Genomic DNA, 22,705 nt, shown 5'->3' with positions numbered 1-22,705 from the left:
TAATAAATGGTTCTAAACATAGTGGATAAACTGCCTGAATTATTGGTGCCTTTCTCAGCCTCATTTGTGCCATCGGCCAAACTGGTTTTTAGCAAAAAAAAAATAAGTTCACGTCGGCAAAAACAGTTGTTGAACGCGTATGCATATGTGGTCGAAGCCACCACACGGGCAGAAACGCATAAGGTATTTTACGCAGAGCGCTACGGAGGAAGCGGGATACTCCACAACGGAGGTGGTGGGCGATGCGGGATCGGGAATCAGCTTCAGGTGAAGGGGATAGGACTTACTCCTTTGATAGGAGACGGGTACGATATTTCTCAATTAGACGGAAAATTAACGTTGCAGAGTGCTGTTTGTGAAATCGTATGGTCAAGAATATTTAAAAATATACTGCCTTATGGTGTAGTAGATATTGAGCATCTACTTGCTTTGCCCTCAGGTGGGGTCGAAGATGAAATTTACAGTTTGATGTTAAGGTCTCAGCATCTGAGATTAGCACATTTCCAACGGGCGATCTATTTCAAGTCTCGCTTAGGTGGGTTAGCTGATGCTGAACGTGTGAAAGTCTCGGTCCAGAAACTAGCAGCTTACCTGCCCTATACTAAAACTGGTTGTGCATTAGATCGGGCCGGAATTGGCGCGATGCGTGATATACGACATGGATTGTTCGAGCTGGTGCAACGGTTCTTAGTTCAGTATGCAGAACTCAAAATCAGGCGGCTTGTGCATACCGCGTCACCATCTAACTTGACTATTGAAGGACGTTTGTTAGATTTCGGCACAGTAGATATCCTTCCAGCGTCTGAATCGACAACCTTTGTATGGGATCGCGAGCTAAAAAATCAAGATATGGTACTTATCGCAGCCATTGTTGACGTTGCGTATAACTGTGAAAAGTATTGTGCTGGCTGTGCAGGATTGACGGCGGAGGTACGAAGAGACGTTCAACGCCTATATGCGGAGAAATCGAAAACTATTCTGTTCAGCGCTTTGCTCAACCTTTTAGGGCTAGATCAGGGCATGTTGTCGGATGGTCTGAATGGGAGGGTGGTGGTTGAATCTATCACTCTACTACTAGAAATAGAAACAGCTCGTCGTTTCAAAGCTGGAGATGACGGATACCTAGGGGGTGCCAAGATCAGCTCATTAGGAAAAGTGCTGCTGTTAATTTTTTTTGAAGAGGGATCGATAGCCCAGCTGAAAAGGAGTCTCATGTCGTATGTGGATAGTTGCGCGTCAGACAAGTTAAGTTCAAATAAACACAATTTAAGGAATGAGCTAGCTGAATACTGTCTATTAAAGGGATACCGATTGGAATCTTTTTTGTATTTCCTAAACACTAGTATAGTAAGAGCTTTTCAGTGCAGGGAACAGATCGTCGTTAGTCAGAAGATGAATGAGATGCTGCGCTATTCTAATAAGCCTGGCCGGGGTGATATGTCTTGGATAGCCCACTATGTTGATGAGAAAGTTTGTGAGGGGGATTTTTTGTTCGGTCGTTCGTGTTTTTATGAACAGATAGTTTGGCCGGCTTCGCCCAAGATTGTCTACAAGGGGAGCGATAATCTATTTATAATCACAATTGACGGTGTGACTAGAACGGAGGGCTTTGATCGTATGATAACTTTTGGCCATCTTAAAGCCATCGCATATGATTGCTATAAATTTTATCTCCCGTGGTTAGTAGGGGTGGCAAGATGACTTACTGCAATTCGACAAGTAATACTGCGGTTGTTAGGCATGCGCACGACCTTGGCTATGCGGTCATGCTGATTACCAACTCACCTACCTACAGATTTTCGCAGGTACTGGCTTTGAAGATCTGGATCGAACCAGCAATATTACATCAGCAGATAGCCTTTATATTCTCAGGTTTTGGCGACGTTCGAGGATATTATACCTGGGCTTTATTAAGTGATGAGGTATCAAGTAGATTAATCAATGACGCTGATTTTATGCTTCATCCCTCCGAATGGAATGAGGGGAGTAGCCTATGGATCATAGACTTTTGCTTTCCATATGGCGATCTTAGTGCAGGAATACAAGATATTCGTTGCCGTTTTAGGGGTGATGACATTTCCTGGGTAAGAAGGGATGTAAGATTGGTACCTCGAAAAATAATTCGCAGTGGCAAATCTGGCTTTTCGTCTGAGATAATTTCTGCCTAGCAACGTTGAATGCATATTTTGGAGGCGTATCTAAGGTGCTGAGTTGAATCCAAGAGCAGGGTTATTTCGAACGGAGGCAGTCAAGGATTTCAATGCACTTGAAGTAGGCGAAATATTGATTGTACGCCCTATAACATTTAAGTATGTAGTGACTTTTAGCATGCTAGTAGTGGCGGCTTTAATTGTCTTATTTGGAGTAGGTACATTCAATAAGCGAACTCTGGTGGTGGGTGAAATTCTACCTGAGAAAGGCCTGATAAGAATCACTCCCGCGAGAGCTGGGTTAGTCGTAGCGCGACATGTCGAAGTAGGCAGTGTGGTGAAAAAAGGGGACGTTTTGTTTGTGGTTTCGAGTGAACGATACGATTTAGATAAGAAACCACTTATCAAGGCGGAGGTTGATGGGTTGGCTAAGAGCATTGAGCTACTTCAGGCGGAAATCAATCAACTGGAAATTCAGTCGGCCCACGAGGCTAGTGCGCTGCCACAGTCACTGAGCAGGCTTAAAGAGAAAGCCGCTCGTATTGAAAGCCAGATTAATAGTCAAAATCAGCTTTTGGCGGTAAGCTTAAACGCGGTCAGTAGGTATAGTGAATTATTAAAAAAAGGTTATGTGTCTGTAGAGCAGGTTCAGATTAAAAAAACAGAATATAATATTCAGCTTCAGCGTCGTGAGAGATTGCGGAGTGAAACGACAGCTGTCGATATTGAAGCAGATGAGTTGCGTGAAAAAAGTAGGCGAGCTGTCGTTAACCTTGGAACTCAAATCTCAACACTCAGAAGGCAGTTGGGTGTAATCACTAACAGCGCTAGACAAAAAGATCATGAGCGGGATTTTCCAGTTACTGCAACAGTAGCCGGGGTTGTCAGTTCCATTTCTGTTGGCGTCGGCCAGTCCGTGCTGGTGGGCGGTGAAGTGCTAACCCTTGTCCCTGAGCATTCAACAATGGAAGCGGTGCTATATGCCTCAAGTTCTGCAGTGGGCTTCGTAACGGCGGGGGACGAGGTCGAACTGCGGTTTGATGCTTATCCTTATCAGCACTATGGGTTTGGAAGGGGAAGGGTAATATCTGTAACGGGCTCTACCGCCAATCCTTATAACTCAGCAGGTCGCCACTATGTTGATGGAGCAAGCGCAAAAAGCGATTTCTTCTTGATTCGTGTTGCACTGCAAGATCAATCTATCACTGTTAATGACGTGCGCTATCAATTAAAGGCGGGCTTAACGGTGCAGGCTAATTTGATGAGGCCTAAACAACGATTATACGAACTATTCTTAGAACCTTTTTATAGAAAGCGCGATTTGGATATTAGATGAGTGTCTACGAGAGTTTAGTGTTTAGCGCTAAGAAAAAAGTTAAAATCGTTTATCAGTCTGAAATCTCCGAGTGCGGTTTGGCCTGTGTAACAATGATCAGTAATTATCACGGCAACTGCGTGCAGCTCAATGAAATGCGGGGCAAGTACGGTTCGTCTAATCAAGGCGTAAGCCTACGACATTTGATCGAGGTAGCAGCAGCTGAAAAATTAGGAAGTAGGGCACTGAGCGTTTCGCTTCCTGAATTGAGGAAGCTTAGTATGCCTTGCATTCTTCACTGGAAATTCAATCATTTTGTAGTGCTGCAGTCAGTGACTGAAAAGGGCGCAGTCATTTGCGATCCTGTCAAAGGTGTAGAGCGTCTCCCCATTAAATTACTGTCAAAGAGTTTTACCGGTGTTGCATTAGAACTTTGGCCAAAACTGGACTTCCAAAGAGTAAGTCGTCGCGAAAGGCTATCTCTGAAACACTTAAAGGCGTCTTTCATTGGTCTTGGGGGGTCTTTAACGCAAATCCTGATAATATCTTTTGTGCTTGAATTGCTAATGATCATAAGTCCATTGTATTTTCAGTGGTTGATAGATCACATTATACTAAATAATGATAATGAGTTTCTGCCCACCCTTGCGGGTGCGTTCATTTTTTTGTTATTAATACAACAGGCTCTCAAGTTCGCGCGCGAGTGGATGGTTATGTATTTTAGTACGTTGGCGGGAGTTCAATGGCGTTCTAACGTCCTAGATCATCTAATGAGGTTACCGATAAGCTTTTTTCAAAATCGTTCATTGGGTGATTTAATATCAAAATTTGGAAGTGTGAACGCTATTCAGCAAACTCTGACCTCGGGATTTTTAGTATCAATTTTGGATGGTTTCATGGCGCTTGTTACTATTGTAATGATGTTTTATTACAGCGCCGGGCTCGCCCTTGTAAGTGTTGCTGCAGCGTCGGCGCACTGCGCGTTGCGTTTTTTCTGGTTTGCACCTTTAAAAACTGCGACTGCTCAGCATATTGCATGCGCGACACGACAGGAAACTAACTTGATTGAGTCATTGCGCGGAATTAGAACGCTCAAAGCATTTGGTCGACAAGGTGATCGACACTCATCGTGGGTTGCCTTATATGTGAGACAGGTAAACGCTGGTACTAAATCTCACCGTCTGAACTTGTGCTACCAGCAAGCTACTGGTCTTATAGGTGGTTTAGAGCACATTATTGCCTTATGGATAGGGGCCGAGATGGTAATGGCGGGTTTTTTTTCAATTGGCGTATTAACTGCCTACAATTCATACAGAGTTCAGTTTGGTGCAAGATTGGTAAGCCTGATCGATAAAGTGCTGGAGCTTTGTGTGATGCGCCTTGAAGTAGAGAGGTTGTCAGACATCGTGCTGTCAGAGCCAGATTCGGTTCAATTATCCTGCGCAGAACCTAGCGGGTTTAAATTTGATCTGCTTGAGCTGCGTGACTTGAGTTACCGTTATGACAGCTCATCGCCATGGATATTAAGAAACTTGAATCTCACCATTAAGGCTGGCGATTTTTTGGCCATAACCGGCTCGTCCGGCAGCGGTAAGAGCACGCTTCTTAACATTTTGTTGGGCTTGTTGCGGCCCACTGAGGGGCATGTACTTCTCAATGGCATTGATGTCACTAATGGGCTCTCACTTCAAAAAATCTCTTCCTGCGTATTTCAAGATGACGTCTTGTTCGCTGGATCGCTTTTTGAAAATATTACATTTTTCGATCCTTCATTTGATGAGGAGAAAGTCGTAGATGCTGCTAAGTTTGCCGCCATTCACGAAGATATCATCAAGTTGCCGATGGGGTACCAAACTCTTGTAGGCGACATGGGAGTAGCTCTATCAGGCGGGCAGCGCCAGCGTGTAATGCTTGCGCGAGCTTTTTATAAACAGCCGTCGATTCTTTTTTTAGATGAGGCGACGAGTCATTTAGATATAGCTAACGAGTTCCTTGTTAATGAAGCTTTAAGCTTGTCGCATATAACGAAAGTTATGGTGGCTCATCGACCGCAGGCAATAGCGGCGGCTAACCGCGTTGTGATTCTCGAAGAAGGTGCCATAAAACATAACTTTAAGGCATAGCACGCAGGCGCTATGCCGGTGAAAGGATAGGAATTTTGGCTTGAACAAGTTGAATTTTTTAGCTGGTCTGATTTTAATTTCATTTGTTGGAGCGCTCAACGCTTCCCCAATAGCGATGCTTACTGAGCTTGGGTATCAACATCCCAAGTGTCCTTCAGATGTAAGTCTGAAACTTCTCTCATTGAAGGAGGTTCTCCTTTTGAGTATGGGGAGCAGTTCACATCGCCGTATTGCGCTTGTTGAACTCGACCAAAGTAGGCGAAATCTAACCATCGCGAAGTCGGATTATTACCCAGAGCTTAATTACTCAGTTGATTCCACTGTAAGTTCTTTAAATACCAGCTATAATGCTGGCCCACCTAAAAACAGAACGGCTGAAATATCGCAGAAGCTTTCTGCCCGTTGGTTGCTATTCGACTCAGGTGCCCGACGTGCTAACGTGGATCACTACAAAGCGCTTGACGAGGCTAAATTCTGGCATTGGACAGTGGTTTCTAATGATATATTGCTTCAGTCAGCAGCTTTATATTATGACGTGTTGTTAAGTCAGAATCGATTGCGGTCCTATGTGCAGGTTTCAGATGTATTGGAACGAAGTCTAGCTGTTGCCGATGCGCACTTCAAAAAAGGATTGTCGCCTTACTCTGATGCCCTTAAGGCAAAAATCGCCTACGACAAATCTGTCGCAGATGTGAATAGGGCACGCGTGATATTCAGCAAAAAGACAGGCCATCTCGCGACGCTGATAGGATGTCACTCTTCGGTAGAGATCCAACTCCAAGAAAACATCAGAGACACGTTCACTCGAGACATTTTTTCCGACTTAGACCAGCTTTTAGAGTTATCCCAAGAATTTAACCCTCAAATCAAAGCTGCGAGGGCGCGGGTTCAGGCTTCGTTACATGTTGTCGAAAGTGAAAGAGCATCGGGCAGGCCTACAGTGATGCTGGCAGCAAATGTTTCTAATAGCCGGGTCTATAAGTCTGACGTTCTGCCTGGAAACAGAAACAACAATCACAATGCAATTATGTTTAGTTTGAATATACCTCTTGATCCATGGGGAAAGCGCCGAATGTTAATGGAACGAGCGGCTCAACAAGCAAACATTCGGCTGATTGAGGCAGAATTCATCGAAGAAACAGTTCGCGCAAAACTATGGTCTGACTACCAAGAATTAATGGGCGCAAGAAAGCGCATAGAGCAATCTGGCCATCTGGTCCAGAATTCTCTCTTATCGCTAAATATCATTGAGGGACGCTACCGCTCTGGCGTTGGCTCGCTAGCCGAAGTGCTCCAGTCTACCGAGACCTACTCAACACTTGCAGAACAAAGCTTTGAAGATATTGTTGACTTGAATTTGTCTCATCTACGGATCGCTACTGCCATAGGGAGGGCTAGTATTGGGAACTCGCTTGAAATTGGTCCGTAGCGTCAGCGACTCTTACGACATTGCTTATCACTGTTCACATGCCCATCCACCTTTAGCTCTAGCGTCGATGTTGAGCAACCCTTGCTCGAGGAGTCATGATCGACAGGACTGGCTTTGCACATTTGTGGGAAAATTCCTACGTTGCAATGAGAATCGTTTGCGTTATCCTTCGCGTTCCTTTGTAACCAGGGATGTCGAACAAGATGGATTTTCGCCCTGCAACGGGCCACCCCACCCGGGTCGGCTCACCGTGTGTTGGCGCCACCCGTGGCGCGAGAGACCCGCGCCTCGACGCGCTGATGGGCACCTACAACACCCACCGCGAAGCGCTGTTGCGGCTGGCGGCAAAATTCCTCGGCTGTCGCGCTCGCGCCGAAGACGTGGTGCAGGACGCTTTCGTGAAGATGCTCGAAAGCGACCTCGCATCGGCGGAGCCTGCACGCTACATGTTTCGCGTTGTGCGCAATCTGTCCATCGACCGTCTTCGCCGCCAGCGTCTTGAACGCAACCACGGCGCTGAAGCCGAGCAGGAAGAGCAGATACGTTTCGAGGTGTCCCCCGAGCGTGTATTGGCGGGCCGCGAGTCCCTCGATCAACTGGTCGGTGCGCTCAACGAATTGCCCAAACGCATGCGCATTGTCTTCGACCTCAGCCAGATCCAGGGCTACACCCAGCGCGACGTGGCCAAGGTCATCGGCACCTCGCCGACCATGGTCAATTTCCTCCTGCGCGACACCCTCTCTCACTGCCGCGCGCGGCTCGGCGAGCTCTAGGCATCGCCGCGTCATGTCTTTCGTTTTCACTGCCCGGAGTCATTCATGAAATTAGTTCGTCTGGTCTTCCAGCAATACCGCTGGCCGCTTGCGATGGTGCTGCTGCTGAGCGTCAGCAGCGGGCTGTTGAGCGTCGGCGTGATTGCCTTCGTCAACCAACGCATGATCAGCAGTCACGACGGCCTCGGCACCGCGCTGTGGCAATTCGGCCTGATGCTCGCCGTGCTGCTGGCGCTGGCGTCCGGGGCGTCGCTGTCGCTGACCGCGCTGGGTCACCGGTTCGTTTATGGCCTGCGTCGGGTGATGGTCAAGCGCCTGCTGGACACCAACATCGAGCGCATCGAATCCATCGGCGGGGCGAAGATCTTCGCCAGCCTGTCCAGCGACATTCGCGCGGTGACCATGGCCTTCGTACAGCTGCCGGACCTGATCTACGGCTCGGTGCTCAGCGTCGCGTCGTTCAGTTACCTGGCCTGGCTGTCGCCGTCGCTGTTCATCACCACGCTGTGCTGGATGGCGTTCACGTTGGGGGTCGGCTGGCTGCTGGTGGGTAAACTCAACGCCCACATCCGCGCGCTGCGTGAGTCCGAAGACAAGCTCTATCAGAGCTATCAAGGGGTGATCGACGGGCGCAAAGAGCTGACCCTCAACCGCGACCGCGCGCGCCGTCTGTACGAAGAAACCTTCGACGTCGCCGCCCAGCGCTACCGAGAGCATTTCACCCTGGCCGACCGTTATCACGGACTGGCCAGCAACTGGGCCAACATCATGGTCCTCGGCACCATTGGCCTGGCGTTTTACCTGGCCAACGGCCTGGGCTGGGCGCCGACGGAAGTGGCGGCGACCTATGCGCTGACCGTGCTGTTCATGCGCACGCCGCTGGTGCTGGCGGTGGCGGCGATCCCGGCGCAGATCTCCGGGCGCGTGGCGCTGGATAAAGTCGAGTCGCTGGCCCTGGCCGACCATCACGAAAGCTTCGACGTCGCCCCGAGCCATATCGCCGGTCACTGGCAGACCCTCGAACTGCGTGACGTCGAATACCACTATGCGCCCCAGGGCGACGAGCCCGGTTTCGATGTCGGCCCGGTCAACCTGATCCTGCGCCGGGGCGAAACCGTGTTCCTTATGGGCGGCAACGGCAGCGGCAAATCCAGCCTGGCGCGCTTGCTCAGCGGCCTGTATCGACCGTCGGCAGGGACGATTCTGATCGACGGCCAGGTCATCGGTTCAGCCGACTGGCTGGCCTATCGTCAGCTGTTCGCCAGTGTGTTCACGGACTTCCACCTGTTTGCCCAACTGCTCGGGCCCGATGGGCAAAACGCTGACGTGGCTGACGTCGAGCATTGGCTGGAAAAGCTGCACATGAAGCACAAGGTGCAGCTCGCCGATGGGCATTTGCTCGACACCCGATTTTCCCAGGGGCAGCGCAAACGCCTGGCGCTGATGCTGGCGCTGCTGGAGAAACGCGACATTCTGCTGCTGGACGAATGGGCCGCCGACCAGGACCCGTTGTTCCGCCGCTTCTTCTACCGCGAGCTGCTGCCGATGTTCAAAAAGGCCGGCGTCACGGTGTTCGCCATCAGCCACGACGACCAGTACTTCGACCTCGCCGACCGCCTGGTGAAGATGGAGTCCGGGCAGCTCAGCGAGCTGCAAGGTGATCGCCGCGAAAACGCCAGCCGCGACGCGGTGGAAGAGATCGGCGCCGCGTATCAGCTCAAAACTGTAAAGGCTTTGTAAGTTTTTCGGCGACCGGGACTAAACAGCCGTCAGCTTCAGTCGTCATGTTAATGAGAATCAGTCTTAAACATTTTTGATGCGCGTGAACGGCCATCCGGCGCCAGCGACCTGGTCGTTCGGCCTGCCGGAGTCGATCGCGCATCGCGCCTTACGAGAGGGAAGCATGGAACTCGTCTACGACTTCATCGGCATCGGTTTCGGCCCGTCGAACCTGGCTTTGGCCATCGCCACCCGGGAGCATGCACAGCGCAGCGGTCTGGCGCCCCACGTGTGTTTCCTCGAGAAAAAGCCGGCGTTCAACTGGCACGAAGGCATGCTGATCGACGGTTCTACCATGCAGATTTCCTTCCTCAAGGACCTGGTGACCCTGCGCAATCCGGCCAGCCGTTTCACCTTCGTTAACTACCTCAACGAGCGCGGCCGCCTGCAGGACTTCATCAACCTCAAGACCTTCTTTCCGACCCGCGAGGAATACACCGATTACCTGACCTGGGCGGCCTCGCACTTCACCGATCAAGCCCATTACGGCGCCGAGGTGATGTCGGTGGAGCCGCATTTCGAAGACGGCCGCTTTGTCGCCATGGACGTGCTGTCCCGCGATGCGAACGGTGAAGTCTCACGCCGCCGCGCGCGCAATCTGGTGTTCGGCATCGGCGGCATTCCCCAGGCGCCGGCGGCCTTCGACGGCCTTGAAGATGCGCGCGTGCTGCACTCTGCGGGCTATCGCGGCGGCATCGAAAAGCTCCTCGCCAATCGCCCCGGCCCGGTGCGCGTGGCGGTGGTCGGCGGCGGTCAGAGCGCGGCGGAAATCTTCGAAGACCTGGCCTCGCGTTTCGACAACGTCGAGGCCACCCTGGTGATTCGAGGCAGCGCGCTGAAGCCCTCCGATGACAGCCCCTTCGTCAATCAGATCTTCAACCCGTCGTTCACCGACACGATCTTCAATCACAGCCAGGAGCGTCGCGTCGCGCTGTTCGACGAGTTCCGCAACACCAACTATTCAGTTGTCGACACCGACCTGATCGAGACGATTTTCCAGCGCATGTACCAGCAGAAGGTGCGCGGCGAAGAGCGTCACCGCATGCTCACCAACCGCGAAGTGGTGCACGCCGAAGTGGCCGCCGACGGCATCGAGCTGTTCCTGCGCGACGCGCCCCATGACCAGATGCACAGCGAGTCCTTCGACGTTGTCGTGCTCGCCACCGGTTACCGCCGCGACTACCACCTGGAACTGCTCTCGGGCATTCAGGAATACATCCAGGGCGCCAATGTCGACCGTCACTATCGCTTGCCCCTGAGCCCCGGCAGCGAGGCCGGCATTTTTCTCCAGGGTTGCTGCGAAGACAGCCACGGTTTGAGCGACACGCTGTTGTCGGTGCTGGCGATCCGCTCCCAGGAGGTCGTCGAATCGATCTTCGGCGATCAGGCGCAACCGTGCTCGGCGCGCTCTGCCCATGGGTCGTTGCAGGTGCAGACCGAGCCGCGCGTGGCACTCAAGCTGGCGCGCTAAGCCCGGGCCGATAAACAAAGCCCGTCATAGCGGTGGTCGTCAGCGGCCACCCACTCTTTTCTCACAACGTTGTGGGCCGCCTTCGCGCTGCCTGCGGGTTGAGCCTTGCCGATACAAACAGGTGAAAGAATGAAATCCATACGAGATCAGGCCGCGCATTTTCCCGAACTGGTGGGCTTTTATGCGCAGACCCAGCCGGACCGGATTGCCCTTCGACACATCGTCCACGAGGACCAGCCGCCGCTGCTGACCACCTATGCCCAGCTGGATGCCAAGGCGCGCTCGATTGCCGCGCACCTGCAGCAACACCTGGGCGTGCAGGGCGGTGAGCGTTGCGTGCTGATCCTGCCGACCGGCGCGGATTACGCGGCGGCGTTCCTCGGCTGTTTGTATGCCAAAGTCATCGCCGTACCGGCCTTCGCCCCCGAATACAACCGGCAGACGCACTTGGACCGGCTCACCGGCATCCTCCACGACGCCGCGCCGCAGATGGTCATCGGGCGTCGGGAAGATCTGGATAAATTCCAGCACCTGTTGCAGCCGTTCATGCCCGCTGGCGGGCGTTTCGCTGCCGTCGAGGAGATCAGCGACGGCCACGCAAGGTTTCTGGCGCCGCTGATCGACACCGCCTCGCTGGCCTTCCTGCAATACACCTCGGGCTCCACCAGCGCACCGAAAGGCGTGATGGTCTCCCACGACAACCTCATGGCCAACGAAGTCGCCATGGCCCGGCATTTTGTCTCCGATTCAGGGGTGGAGAGCTGGGTCAGCTGGCTGCCGCTGTACCACGACATGGGCCTGATGTGTGGCCTGCTGTTGCCGCTGTACTACGGCGGCACGCTGACGCTGATGTCGCCGAACTATTTCCTCGGCCGCCCGGCGCGCTGGCTGGAAGCGATGAGTCAGTACGGCGGGACCTTCTCTGGTGGCCCGGATTTCGCCTATCGCCTGTGCGTCGAACGCATCAAACCCAGCGCCGTGAAAGGCCTGAAGCTGGACCCTTGGAGCCTGGCGTTTTCCGGCTCCGAGCCCATCCGCATCGCCACCCTGGATGCTTTCAGTGAGCATTTTGCGCCGGCCGGCTTCGACCGCCGCGCCCTGACGCCGAGCTATGGCCTGGCCGAAGCGACCCTGTACGTGAGCGCCGCCGAGCGCGACAGGCCGTTCGGCATCAAGCATTTTGACGGCAGCCAGCTGGCCGCCGGTGAGGCCGCCGAGGCGGTGTTTGCCAACCAGAATTCGAAAAGTCGTTTGCCGGGGTGCGGCTGGTGTCGGCCCGATCACGACCTGAAGATTGTCGATCCGGCCACGCTGCAGCCCCTCGCCTCGGGCAACGTGGGCGAGATCTGGATTGCCGGGCCGAGTGTCGCCCAGGGCTACTGGCAGAACGCAGAAGCCACCGCCCAGACCTTCGTCGAGGAAGACGGCCAGCGCTGGCTGCGCAGCGGCGATCTGGGCATTGCCCGCGACAACGAGCTGTTCATCACCGGCCGCTTGAAGGATCTGATCATCCTCAACGGCCAGAACCTCTACCCCCAGGACATCGAGCAGGCGCTGGAGAAGAGCGTCGAGCTGCTGCGTCGCGGGCGCATCGCCGCCTTCCCGGTGACCGACGAGCAGGGCGTGGAAGGCGTCGGCCTGGCCCTGGAAATCAGCCGCAACGTGCGCCGCCTGATGAAGCCGCCGATGATCTGCGAAGCGGTGCGCGACGCGGTGTCCGAGCTGTTTCTGGTGGCGCCGAAAGTCATTGTGCTGCTGGAGCCGGGCGCACTGCCGCGCACCACCAGCGGCAAGCTGCAACGTTCCGCCTGCCGCAGCGGCTGGCAGAACGGCAGCCTCGACAGCTTCGCGATCTGGCAGGACGGCCGCGTGCTTGGTGCTGACAGCGCGAACGCCTCGCTTGAGGCTTCGCTGTTGCTGCCGGAAGTCGTCGCCGCGTGGCAGGAAGTCCTCGGCAAAAGCGACCTGAATGCCGCCGACCACTTCTTCGCCCGTGGCGGTGATTCGGTCGGCGTGGTGCAAGTGCTGTCGCGCCTGAACAGTGAGCTGGGCCTGACACTTGAGCCCGCGCACCTGTTCGAGCACCCGACCCTCGGCGCCTTCAACGCCCACGTAGCGGCGCACGTCTCCACCCACGGCCGCAGTGCCGAAGCCTCAGCGGGCGTGCCGCGTATTTCCCGCGACACCGATCCCGAGCAGTCCTTTGCCCAGCAGCGCCTGTGGTTCCTTGCGCAACTGGAACCGGACAGCAGCGCCTATCACCTGTGCGGCCAGCTGAGTCTGAACGGCGCGCTGGATGACGCCGCGCTGCAACGCAGTTTCGATGGCCTGGCCGCCCGCCACGAAAGCCTGCGCACCACCTTCGCCATCGACGCCAACGAACAACTGGTGCAGCGCCTTCACGCCCCGAGCCCGGTGCTGATCGAACGCCATTACCTGAGTGAGGACACCGATCCGCAGGCAGCGTTGGCCGAGCTGGCCAGAGCGGCCGTCGAGCAGCCAATGGATTTGCAGAACGGCCCGCTGTGGCGCGTGCTCAACGTGCGACTGGCCCCAGACCGGCAGCAATTGGTTTTGGTGCTGCACCACATCATCGCCGACGGCTGGTCGGTGCAGGTCATGCTCAAGGAGTTCGCCGCGCTGTACAGCGCCCACACTCAGGGGGCAGAGCCGGCATTGCCGCCGCTGCCGATTCAATACGCCGACTTCGCCGCCTGGCAGCGCGAGCGTCTGGCCGGAGGGGAAGGGCAGCGACAGCTGGCCTACTGGCGTGAGCAACTGGGTGATGCCCAGACCGTTCTGAACCTGCCTGCCGACCGCCTCCGTCCGGCCCAGCAAAGCCATCGCGGCGCCCGTTACGCCATCGCCCTCGACCGTGACTTGAGCCAGGGCCTGCGCGACCTCGCCAGCCGCCACGGCGCGACCCTGTTCATGGTCATGCTTGCCGCCTACAAAACCCTGTTGCAGCGCTACAGCAGCCAGACCGATCTGCGCGTCGGCGTGCCGGTGGCGGGGCGTACCTGCACCGAATCCGAAGGGCTGATCGGGCTGTTCGTCAACACCCTTGTGCTGCGCAGCGAGGTGTCGCCGCAACAGTCGTTCAGCACGCTGATTGAGGCCGTGCGCCACACCGCGCTGGGCGCGCAACACCATCAGGACCTGCCGTTCGAGCAACTGGTCGAAGCCCTCGGCGTGTCGCGCAACCTCAGCCACAACCCGCTGTGCCAGGTGAAATTCACCCAGCAGTTCCCGCTGCCACAGAACGTTGAAATGGCCGGCGTGCGCATGGACGTCAATCAGCTCGACGACTACTCGGCGCACTTCGATTTGGGGCTGGACATCACCGACGACGCCGACGGTATTCAGGCGGTGTTCACCTACGCTTGCGACCTGTTCGACGAACTGCGCATCGCCGGTCTTGCCGGCGACCTGCTGCGGATCTGCGCGCAAGTGGTGGCGCAACCTCAGGTGCGTCTGGCTGATCTGCAGATCGGTGCCGAGCCGTCATCCATCGCTGCCGAAACCGCGGTGTTCCCGGCCACCGATGTGCTGAGCCTGTGGAATACCAGCGTCCATGCACAGCCGAATCGTCTGGCCCTGCAAGACGAACAGCGCAGCGCCACTTTTGCCGAGCTCGATGCCCAGGCCAATCAATTGGCGCAGCACCTGCGCCAAGCGGGTGTGGGAATGGAAAGCCGCGTCGGCATTCTGCTTGAGCGCTCCCTGGAGTTCGTCGTTGGCCTGCTGGCGGTGCTCAAAAGCGGTGCCGCCTATGTGCCGCTGGAGCCGAAATGGCCGGCCGAGCGTCAGGCATTTGTCCTGGCCGACAGCGGCGCAAGCGCGTTGATCAGCGATGGGGCTGCGCCGGGTGACTTCCATGGCGACGTCATCAGCGTGGCTGCCGATGCCGCGTGGCGCTTGTTGCCGGCGCGAGCCACGGACCTGCGCCCCCACGCCGATCAAGCCGCGTACCTGATCTACACCTCCGGCACCAGTGGCACGCCAAAAGGGGTGGTCATCAGCCACGGCGCCTTGGCCGATTACGTGCAAGGCTTGCTCGCCCGTCTTGATCTGGCCCCCGAGGCGAGCATGGCGATGGTTTCCACCGTCGGCGCCGATCTGGGCCACACCGTGCTGTTCGGCGCGCTGTGCTCGGCGCGTTCGCTGCACCTGATCAGCCCCGACCGTACCAACGACGCCGACCGCTTCGCCGCTTACATGGCCGAGCACAAGGTCGGCGTGCTGAAGATCGTGCCGACCCATTTGAACGGCCTGTTGCAGGCGACGAATGCCGTCGATGTGCTGCCTGAACACGCGCTGATCCTTGGCGGCGATGCGCTGCCGTGGGAGTTGGTGGCTCAGGTGAAACGCTTGAAGCCCGGCTGCCGGGTGATCAACCACTACGGCCCAACCGAAACCACCGTCGGCGTGCTGAGCAATGAGGCTTTCCAAGAGTCGGTGGGCGACAGCGTGCCCGTCGGCCGGCCGCTGCCGAACGCCGTGGCGCTGATTCTCAACGACCACTTGCAGCCGGTGGTGCAGGGCGACATCGGTGAGCTGTACATCGGCGGGCCGGGGCTGGCGCGGGGGTATCACCAGCGTCCGGCCATGACCGCTGCGGCCTTCATTCCGGACCCGAGCGGCAGCGGTGCGCGGCTGTACCGCAGCGGCGACCGCGTGCGCTTGCTGGCCAACGGGCAGGTTCAATTCCTCGGCCGTGGCGACGATCAGGTCAAAGTGCGCGGCTACCGCGTGGCCCTGGGTGAAATTGCCCAGCGCCTGCGCCAGCTGAACGGCGTTCGTGACGCCCATGTGCGCGTCGACGATCGCGGTCAGTTGATCGCTTATGTGCTGGTAACAAGTGGTGCCACCGTAGACGGCGAGTCGCTGCGCGCGCAGCTGGCGCAAAGCCTGCCGGACTATATGGTGCCCAGCCACATCCTGACCCTCGACGCCTTCCCGCTGACCGCCAACGGCAAGCTCGACGCCAGCGCGCTGCCGACGCCGACCACAACCTCCGACGATTTCGAAGCGCCCCACGAAGGGGTCGAAGCCGCACTCGCAGCGCTGTGGCAAGCGGCGCTGAACGTCGAGGCGGTCGGTCGTCATGACAACTTCTTCACCCTCGGCGGCGATTCGATTCTTAGCCTGCAGATCATCGCCCGTGCTCGTCGTCAGGGCATTCGCCTGACACCCAAGCAGCTGTTCGAAAAACAGACCATCGCCGAACTCGCCCAGGTCGCCACGGTGGCCGAAGCCAAGCCTGCCGCCGCGCCTGTCACGGCAGCCGTCGCACCCCGCGAGTTTGCTCTGACGCCGATTCAGGCTCGCTTCTTCAGCCTGCCGGTCGCCCAGCGTCAGCACTGGAACCAGTCGCTGCTGCTCGACGTGCCCCAAGCGCTGGACACCGCAATGCTGCAGCAGGCCCTCGCCGCCGTGCTGGCCCATCACGACAGCCTGCGTCTGAGCTTCCATCAGAATGATGCAGGCCAGTGGCAGCAGCGTTATCGCGACAGCGAAAGTGCCGAGCGCGTGCTGTGGACCTGCGAACTGAGCCGCGAAGATGACCTCGATTCGCTCAACGACGAAGCCCAGCGCAGCCTGAACATCGACACCGGTCCGCTGCTGCGGGTGGTCCATGGGCGCCTGGCGTCAGGCGAAGCACGGCTGCTGCTGGCGATCCATCACCTGGCCGTGGACGGCGTGTCGTGGCGGGTGCTGCTGGAAGACCTGCAACTGGCTTACAGCCAACTGGCGGCTGGAAAGAGCGTGGCCCTGGCTGACAAAACCGCCAGCTTCCAGGCCTGGTCGCAGTCGTTGAGCAGCCTGGCGCGCAGCCCTGAGCTGCAACAACAACTGCCGTACTGGCAAGGGCTGAACGCTGCCGATGCCATCCTGCCCGGCGATGCGTCGGTGCAAAGCCTTGTTGGCGACAGCGAAACCCTGCACCTGACCCTCGACGCAGCTAACACCCGTCGCCTGCTCAGCGAAGCCCCGGCGGCGTATCGCACGCGCATCGACGACCTGCTGCTGGCGGCGCTGTCCCAGGCGCTGTGGCAGTGGAGCGGCCGTCGTCGCCACGTCATCAGCCTCGAAGGCCATGGCCGCGAGGACGCTACTGGCAACCTGGACCTGAGCCGCAGCGTCGGCTGGTTCACCAGCCTGTACCCGCTGGCGCTGGACGCGGCGGATGACGCGATCGCGACACTCAAGGCAGTCAAGGAAGCTGTGCGCGCCGTGCCGGAAAAAGGGCTCGCCTATGGCGTACTGAAATACCTGGCCGGCGCAGAGTTGCCGGATTTGACCGGTCAGGGCGTGACCTTCAACTATCTCGGGCGTTTCGACGACAGCGAGGGCGCGCTGTTCTCCCTGTCGAGCCGCACGCCGGGGAGTCTGCGTGACCCCCAAGGGCCGCTGGCCAATGCCCTGGCGCTCGACGGTCAGGTGCGCGACGGCCAGTTGCAGCTGGACTGGACCTTTAGCCGCGAACGTTTCAGCCGCGACAGCATCGAGCAACTGGTCGCGCTCTATAAAGCACAGCTGCTGCAGCTGATAGCCCATTGCGGCGACGAAAACAACGCCGGCCTGACGCCGTCGGATTTCCCGCTGGCGGGCTTGAATCAGGCCCAGCTCGACGGGCTGGGCATCCCCGCGCGGGAGATCGAAGACATCCTGCCGCTGGCGCCCATGCAGCAGGGCATTTTGCTGCACAGCCTGCTGGAGCAGGGCAACGGCATCTACCTGATGCAGGACCAGTACGACGTTGGCGCCCCGGTGGATTTCGACGCGTTCAAGTTCGCCTGGCAGCAAGTGGTGCAGCGCCACCCGGCGTTGCGCACGGCGTTTCACGGCCTGGAAAGCGGGGTGCAGCGTCAGATTGTCATGCGTCGCGTGCCGTCGCCGGTGCAACTGATCGACCTCAGCCATCTGTCCCGCACCGCCGCCGAAGCGGAGCTTGATGACCTGCTGAAAAGCGAGCGCGAGCAGGGCTTCGATTTCGCCCGGGCGCCGTTGCTGCGCCTGCGCCTGATCAAGTTCGGCGAGGCGGATTTCCGCATCGTTCAGAGCCACCACCACGCCTTGATCGACGCTTGGTGCCGGGGGCTGATGCTCACTGAATTCTTCGCCCATTACCGCGGGTTCCTCGAAGGTCGTCAGGTCAGCCTGCCGCCGGCGCGGCCGTTCCGCGACTTCCTCGCCTGGCTCGCCGAGCAGGACGAAGCGGTGAGCCGCGATTACTGGCGCAACGCGCTGGCCGGCTTCACCGACGTCACGCCGCTGCCGTACCGCAACAGTCCGCATGGTGAAGCGCAGATGCGCGACGTCACTCTGGCGCTGGGTGTCGAGCAGACTGCGAAGCTGGCCGAACAAGCCCGTCAGCATCGCCTGACGACAAACACCTTCGTGCAGGCCGCCTGGGCCTTGTTGCTGATGGGCCATGCCGACCGCGACGAAGTGCTGTTCGGCGTCACCGTGGCCGGTCGTCCGACCGAGCTGGAAGGCATCGAAGGCGCGCTGGGGCTGTTCATCAACACCTTGCCGCTGCGCATCCGCCGGCCGGGCATGGGCGCCTCGGCGCTGGAGCTGCTCAATGCATTGCAGGGGCAGAACGCCGACATGCGCCAGCACGAACACCTGTCCCTGGCCGACATTCAGCTGCTCGCCGACACCCCTCGCGGTCAGCCGCTGTTCGACAGCCTGTTTGTTTTCGAGAACGTTCCGTTGGGCGCCGAGGTGCAGCAGGCCGTGAACGAATACCGCATCAAGCCGCTGGCCAACCGCACCCACACCAACTACCCGCTGACCGTGGTGTTGCTGCCGGGTGAATCCCTGCAACTGCAGCTGACCTACGACACCCGGCACTTCAACGACGCCGACATGGGCACGCTGGTCGGCCACTTCCGTCGTCTGCTCACGCAGTTGATCGACAACCCGCAGCAGACGCTGAGTCAGTTGCAGATTCTTGAGCAAACGGAGCGCGAGCAGTTGCTGGCCCAAGGGCTCGGCCCGGTGCAAAAGCACTGGTACGACATCAGCTACCTGGAGCGTTTCGAGGCGCGGGTGCTGGCCCATCCGGCCCAGGAAGTGGCGCGCTGTCAGGGTCAAAGCCTGAGCTACCGCGAACTCAATCGTCAGGCCAACCGCGTTGGTCACGGCCTGATCGCGGCGGGCGTGCAGGGCGATGACGTGGTGGCGCTGTTCGCACCGCGCGGCCTGCCGTTGTTGAGCATGATCGTCGGCGCGTTCAAGGCCGGTGCAGCCTATCTGGCGCTGGATGATCGTCACCCGGCCGGTCGCAGTGCGCGCATGCTGGTGAGCAGCGCCGCGCCGGTATTGCTGACGCCCCGCGAGTGTCTGCCCCAGGTCGAGGCGATTGTTGCGCTGGCCGAACCCACGCCCCGTGTGCTGGTGCTTGAGGACGTGCTGACTGGCGCCGATCTGCTCGCTGACGAAAATCCGGGCCGCTACGCGACAGCCGAGCAACTGGCATACGTGATCTACACCTCCGGCTCCACCGGCGAGCCAAAAGGGGTGATGGTCAACCAGCGCGGCATGCTCAACAACCAGATGTCCAAGCTGCCGTACCTGCGGCTGGGCGAGGGCGATGTGATTGCCCAGACCGCTGCCACCGGGTTCGACATTTCCGTGTGGCAATTCCTCACCGCACCGCTGTTCGGCGGGCGCGTGGAGATTTTGCCCGACCCCGTGGTGCAGGACCCGCAACGCCTGCTGGAGGAAGTCGCTGCCAATCAGGTCAGCGTGCTGGAGTGCGTGCCGGCGGTGATCGACGCGATGCTCGTGGTCGCGCCCCAGCGGCTCGATGCCTTGCGCTGGCTGCTGCCAACCGGCGAAGCGCTGACCACCGACCTCGCCGCGCGCTGGTTTGCCCGCTACCCCGAAGTGCCGCTGGTCAACGCCTACGGCCCGGCGGAGTGCGCCGACGATGTCGCGCTGCACACCCTGACCGCCGCACCCGCCCTCAACGCCAACATGCCGATTGGCCGGCCCACCGACAACAACTGCCTGTACGTGCTGGATTCCAACCTGCAACTGGCCGCGCCGGGCGTGGTGGGCGAGCTGTACATCGGCGGCGTTGGTGTGGGCCGTGGCTATGCTGCCCGACCTGGACTGACCGCCGAGCGCTTCTTGCCCGATCCGTTCGGCGAAACCGGTGCGCGGCTGTATCGCAGCGGCGACCTGGCCCGCTGGAACGCCGACGGCGCGCTGGAATACGTCGGCCGCGCGGACTTCCAGGTGAAGATCCGCGGCCAGCGCATCGAGCTGGGCGAAATCGAAAACCTGCTGTTGGCGCAACCCTCGGTGCATGACGCCGTGGTCAGCGCGCAACCGACGGCCCATGGCCCACAACTGGTGGCCTACGTGGTCGCCGAGGCGCAGCAGGCGTTGTCCAGCGACGTGCTGAAAACCGCGCTGTCGCAAACCCTGCCGGCGTTCATGGTGCCGGCGCACATCGTCGTGCTGGCGCAGATGCCGCGCAACGCCAACGGCAAGCTCGACCGCAAGGCGCTGCCGGCGCCGAGCCTGGAAGAACGCGTGTTCGAAGCGCCACAGGGCGAGCGTGAGGAAGTCCTCGCCGAACTCTGGCAGAGCCTGCTGAAGGTTGAGCAGGTCGGCCGCCACGACAACTTCTTTGAACTCGGTGGCCATTCGTTGCTGGCGACGCGGCTGCTGTCGCGCATTCGCGAGCGCCTTGGGGTGAGCATCCCGCTGGCCCAGGCTTTCGAAGCCACCACCGTCGCCGCCCAGGCGTCGCTGATCGACACCTTGCAGGGGCAGACCCTGACACTCGACCGGCTCGATGCCCTGGACGAGTTAATGAATGAGCTGGAGGAAAGCAACTGATGTCGCAACCGAGCATGACTTCACAGAGCAAGCTGCTGGCCCTGGCCACGCGGTTCCTCAGCCTTGGCAGCGCTCAGCGTCGGGTGTTTTTGAACAAACTGCGTGAGCAGGGCCTGGACGCGTCGTCACTGCCGGTGCCGCCGGGCGTCGCGGGCGAGCGCAGCCCGGCGTCGTTTTCCCAGCAGCGTCTGTGGTTTCTCGAGCAACTGGAACCGGGCAACAGCACCTATCACCTGCCGGGTGCGTTGCGCCTGAAGGGCGAGTTGGATATCGGCGCCGTGCAAACGGCTTTCCAGCGCGTGGCCGAGCGTCATGCCAGCCTGCGCACGGTGTTCGCCACCGCTGAAGACGGCACGCCGGAGCAGGTGATTCTCGGCGATCAGTCGTTGCCATTCGAACGTCTGCACGCAGACGACGAGGGCGAGATGCAGGCACTGGCCGACGCCTTCGCCCGACGCCCGTTCGACCTGGCCCAAGGCCCGCTGTGGCGCGTGGCGTTGATCGAGCGCGCGGCAGACGATCACGTGCTGCTGGTGTGCCTGCACCACATCATCGCTGACGGTTGGTCGATTCAAGTGCTGCTGCTGGATTTCGTCGAGGCCTATCGCGCTGCCATTCAAAACGACACTGACTCACTGCCACCGCTGCCGCTGAGCTACGCCGATGTCGCCCTGTGGCAGCGTGCCTGCCTGGACGCAGGCGAGGGTGATCGGCAACTGGCCTACTGGCAGCAGCAACTGGGCGACGAGCCGCCGGTGCTGGAACTGCCGGCGGACCGTCCGCGCCCGGCGCGCCAGAGTTTCCGCGGCGCGCGCCTGCCGTTCAGCTTTGACAAGGCGCTGTCCGGCCGCATGCGCGAACTGGCTCGCCAGCGCGGCGTGACCTTGTTCACTGTCCTGCTCGCGGCTTATCAAGTGCTGTTGCAGCGGATGAGCGGGCAGACCGATCTGCGCATTGGCGTGCCCATTGCCGGGCGTCAGCGCGCCGAAACCGAGGGCCTGATCGGCTTCTTCGTCAACACTCAGATCCTGCGCGGCGAGGTCCAGGCCGACGCCAGTTTCAACCAGATCATCGACGGCGTTCGCCTGGCCTCCCAAGGCGCACAAGCCCATCAGGACCTGCCGTTCGAGCAACTGGTGGACGCCCTGGCGCCAGAACGCAGCCTGAGCCACAACCCGCTGTTTCAGGTGCTCTACAACCACCAGCAACGCCAGGACGAAGCGCTGCAATTGATGCCCGGCCTCAACGCCACGCTGATGCCGCTGGACAACGGCAGCGCGCAGTTCGACCTGGCGCTGCACACCTGGGAAAACGCCGCGGGTGAACTGGCGGGCAACTGGAACTACGCCACGGATCTGTTTGATCACGGCAGCATCGAGCGGCTGCATGGGCGTTTCGAGCAGCTGTTCGCCGCGTTGCTGGAGCGGCCGGATGCAGCGATTGGCGACTTCGAGTTGCTGGATGCTGAAGACCGCGCGCAGTTGCTGGCTGTGAATGACACGGCGCGGGATTGGGATTCCGAACCCTTTGTTCATCGCCACTTTGAGCGGCTGGCGCAGCTGCATCCCGAGCGGGGGGCGGTGCGCTTTGGCGATGAGTTGCTGAGTTATCAGGCGCTGGATCAGCGCGCGAATCAACTGGCGCATTACCTTCGGGAGCAGGGCGTCGGCCGGGAGTCGCTGGTCGGCGTCGCGGCGTTGCGTTCCGTGGAGATGGTGGTTGCGCTGTATGCGGTGCTGAAAGCCGGTGCCGCCTATGTGCCGCTGGACCCTGAATATCCCGCTGATCGTCTGCGCTACAT

Annotated in this window: 10 protein-coding genes (1 of these 10 cut by a window edge); all 10 read left to right on the top strand. The window is 58.6% G+C overall.

All coding sequences use genetic code 11. The features are described from left to right. Positions 1-21 precede the first annotated feature (21 nt). Complete coding sequence (locus FX982_RS22260) at positions 22-1,701, top strand: hypothetical protein (RefSeq protein ID WP_172612623.1); 1,680 nt, start codon at positions 22-24, stop codon at positions 1,699-1,701. Next, a complete protein-coding gene (locus tag FX982_RS24680; RefSeq protein ID WP_367948764.1) occupies positions 1,698-2,168 on the top strand; it encodes a toxin-activating lysine-acyltransferase in 471 nt (156 codons plus the stop codon). The genes FX982_RS22260 and FX982_RS24680 overlap by 4 nt, the downstream gene beginning before the upstream one ends. 43 nt (positions 2,169-2,211) lie before the next feature. After that, the gene (locus FX982_RS22250; protein WP_172612621.1) at positions 2,212-3,486 is read left to right on the top strand and encodes an HlyD family secretion protein; all 1,275 of its coding nucleotides are present in this window, start codon (positions 2,212-2,214) and stop codon (positions 3,484-3,486) included. Continuing rightward, positions 3,483-5,588, top strand: coding sequence for a peptidase domain-containing ABC transporter (locus FX982_RS22245; RefSeq protein ID WP_172612620.1), 2,106 nt, complete (start codon positions 3,483-3,485; stop codon positions 5,586-5,588). The genes FX982_RS22250 and FX982_RS22245 overlap by 4 nt, the downstream gene beginning before the upstream one ends. Before the next feature lie 40 nt (positions 5,589-5,628). Beyond that, positions 5,629-7,017, top strand: a complete 1,389-nt coding sequence (locus FX982_RS22240) for a TolC family protein (protein WP_172612619.1) — start codon at positions 5,629-5,631, stop codon at positions 7,015-7,017. Between the two features lie 203 nt (positions 7,018-7,220). Beyond that, the gene (locus FX982_RS22235; protein ID WP_163022028.1) at positions 7,221-7,790 is read left to right on the top strand and encodes a sigma-70 family RNA polymerase sigma factor; all 570 of its coding nucleotides are present in this window, start codon (positions 7,221-7,223) and stop codon (positions 7,788-7,790) included. Between the two features lie 45 nt (positions 7,791-7,835). Beyond that, positions 7,836-9,530: a multidrug ABC transporter permease/ATP-binding protein gene (locus FX982_RS22230; protein ID WP_172612618.1), complete on the top strand. Its 1,695-nt coding sequence runs from the start codon at positions 7,836-7,838 to the stop codon at positions 9,528-9,530. Between the two features lie 163 nt (positions 9,531-9,693). Then, positions 9,694-11,040: a lysine N(6)-hydroxylase/L-ornithine N(5)-oxygenase family protein gene (locus FX982_RS22225; protein ID WP_172612617.1), complete on the top strand. Its 1,347-nt coding sequence runs from the start codon at positions 9,694-9,696 to the stop codon at positions 11,038-11,040. Positions 11,041-11,169: 129 nt separating this feature from the next. Next, positions 11,170-20,904, top strand: a complete 9,735-nt coding sequence (locus tag FX982_RS22220; RefSeq protein WP_254074852.1) for a non-ribosomal peptide synthetase — start codon at positions 11,170-11,172, stop codon at positions 20,902-20,904. Continuing rightward, positions 20,904-22,705, top strand: partial view of a non-ribosomal peptide synthase/polyketide synthase gene (locus tag FX982_RS22215; RefSeq protein WP_254074851.1) — the start only. 14,383 nt of this gene lie beyond the right edge of the window; 1,802 of the gene's 16,185 nt are visible here — the first part of the coding sequence; its start codon is at positions 20,904-20,906; its stop codon lies off the right edge, out of view. Before FX982_RS22220 ends, FX982_RS22215 begins: the two co-directional genes overlap by 1 nt.

The sequence above is a fragment of the Pseudomonas graminis genome (genome assembly GCF_013201545.1).
Taxonomy (GTDB): domain Bacteria; phylum Pseudomonadota; class Gammaproteobacteria; order Pseudomonadales; family Pseudomonadaceae; genus Aquipseudomonas.
The sequence above is the reverse complement of the archived record's forward strand: the minus strand, read 5'-3'. Positions and strand labels throughout refer to the sequence as shown.

Bases quoted from the DNA above. Each gene is read 5' to 3' on its own strand.
- FX982_RS24680 (WP_367948764.1), top strand. From the start codon at position 1,698: ATGACTTACTGCAATTCGACAAGTAATACTGCGGTTGTTAGGCATGCG.
- FX982_RS22245 (WP_172612620.1), top strand. From the start codon at position 3,483: ATGAGTGTCTACGAGAGTTTAGTGTTTAGCGCTAAGAAAAAAGTTAAA.
- FX982_RS22235 (WP_163022028.1), top strand. From the start codon at position 7,221: ATGGATTTTCGCCCTGCAACGGGCCACCCCACCCGGGTCGGCTCACCG.
- FX982_RS22230 (WP_172612618.1), top strand. From the start codon at position 7,836: ATGAAATTAGTTCGTCTGGTCTTCCAGCAATACCGCTGGCCGCTTGCG.
- FX982_RS22225 (WP_172612617.1), top strand. From the start codon at position 9,694: ATGGAACTCGTCTACGACTTCATCGGCATCGGTTTCGGCCCGTCGAAC.
- FX982_RS22220 (WP_254074852.1), top strand. From the start codon at position 11,170: ATGAAATCCATACGAGATCAGGCCGCGCATTTTCCCGAACTGGTGGGC.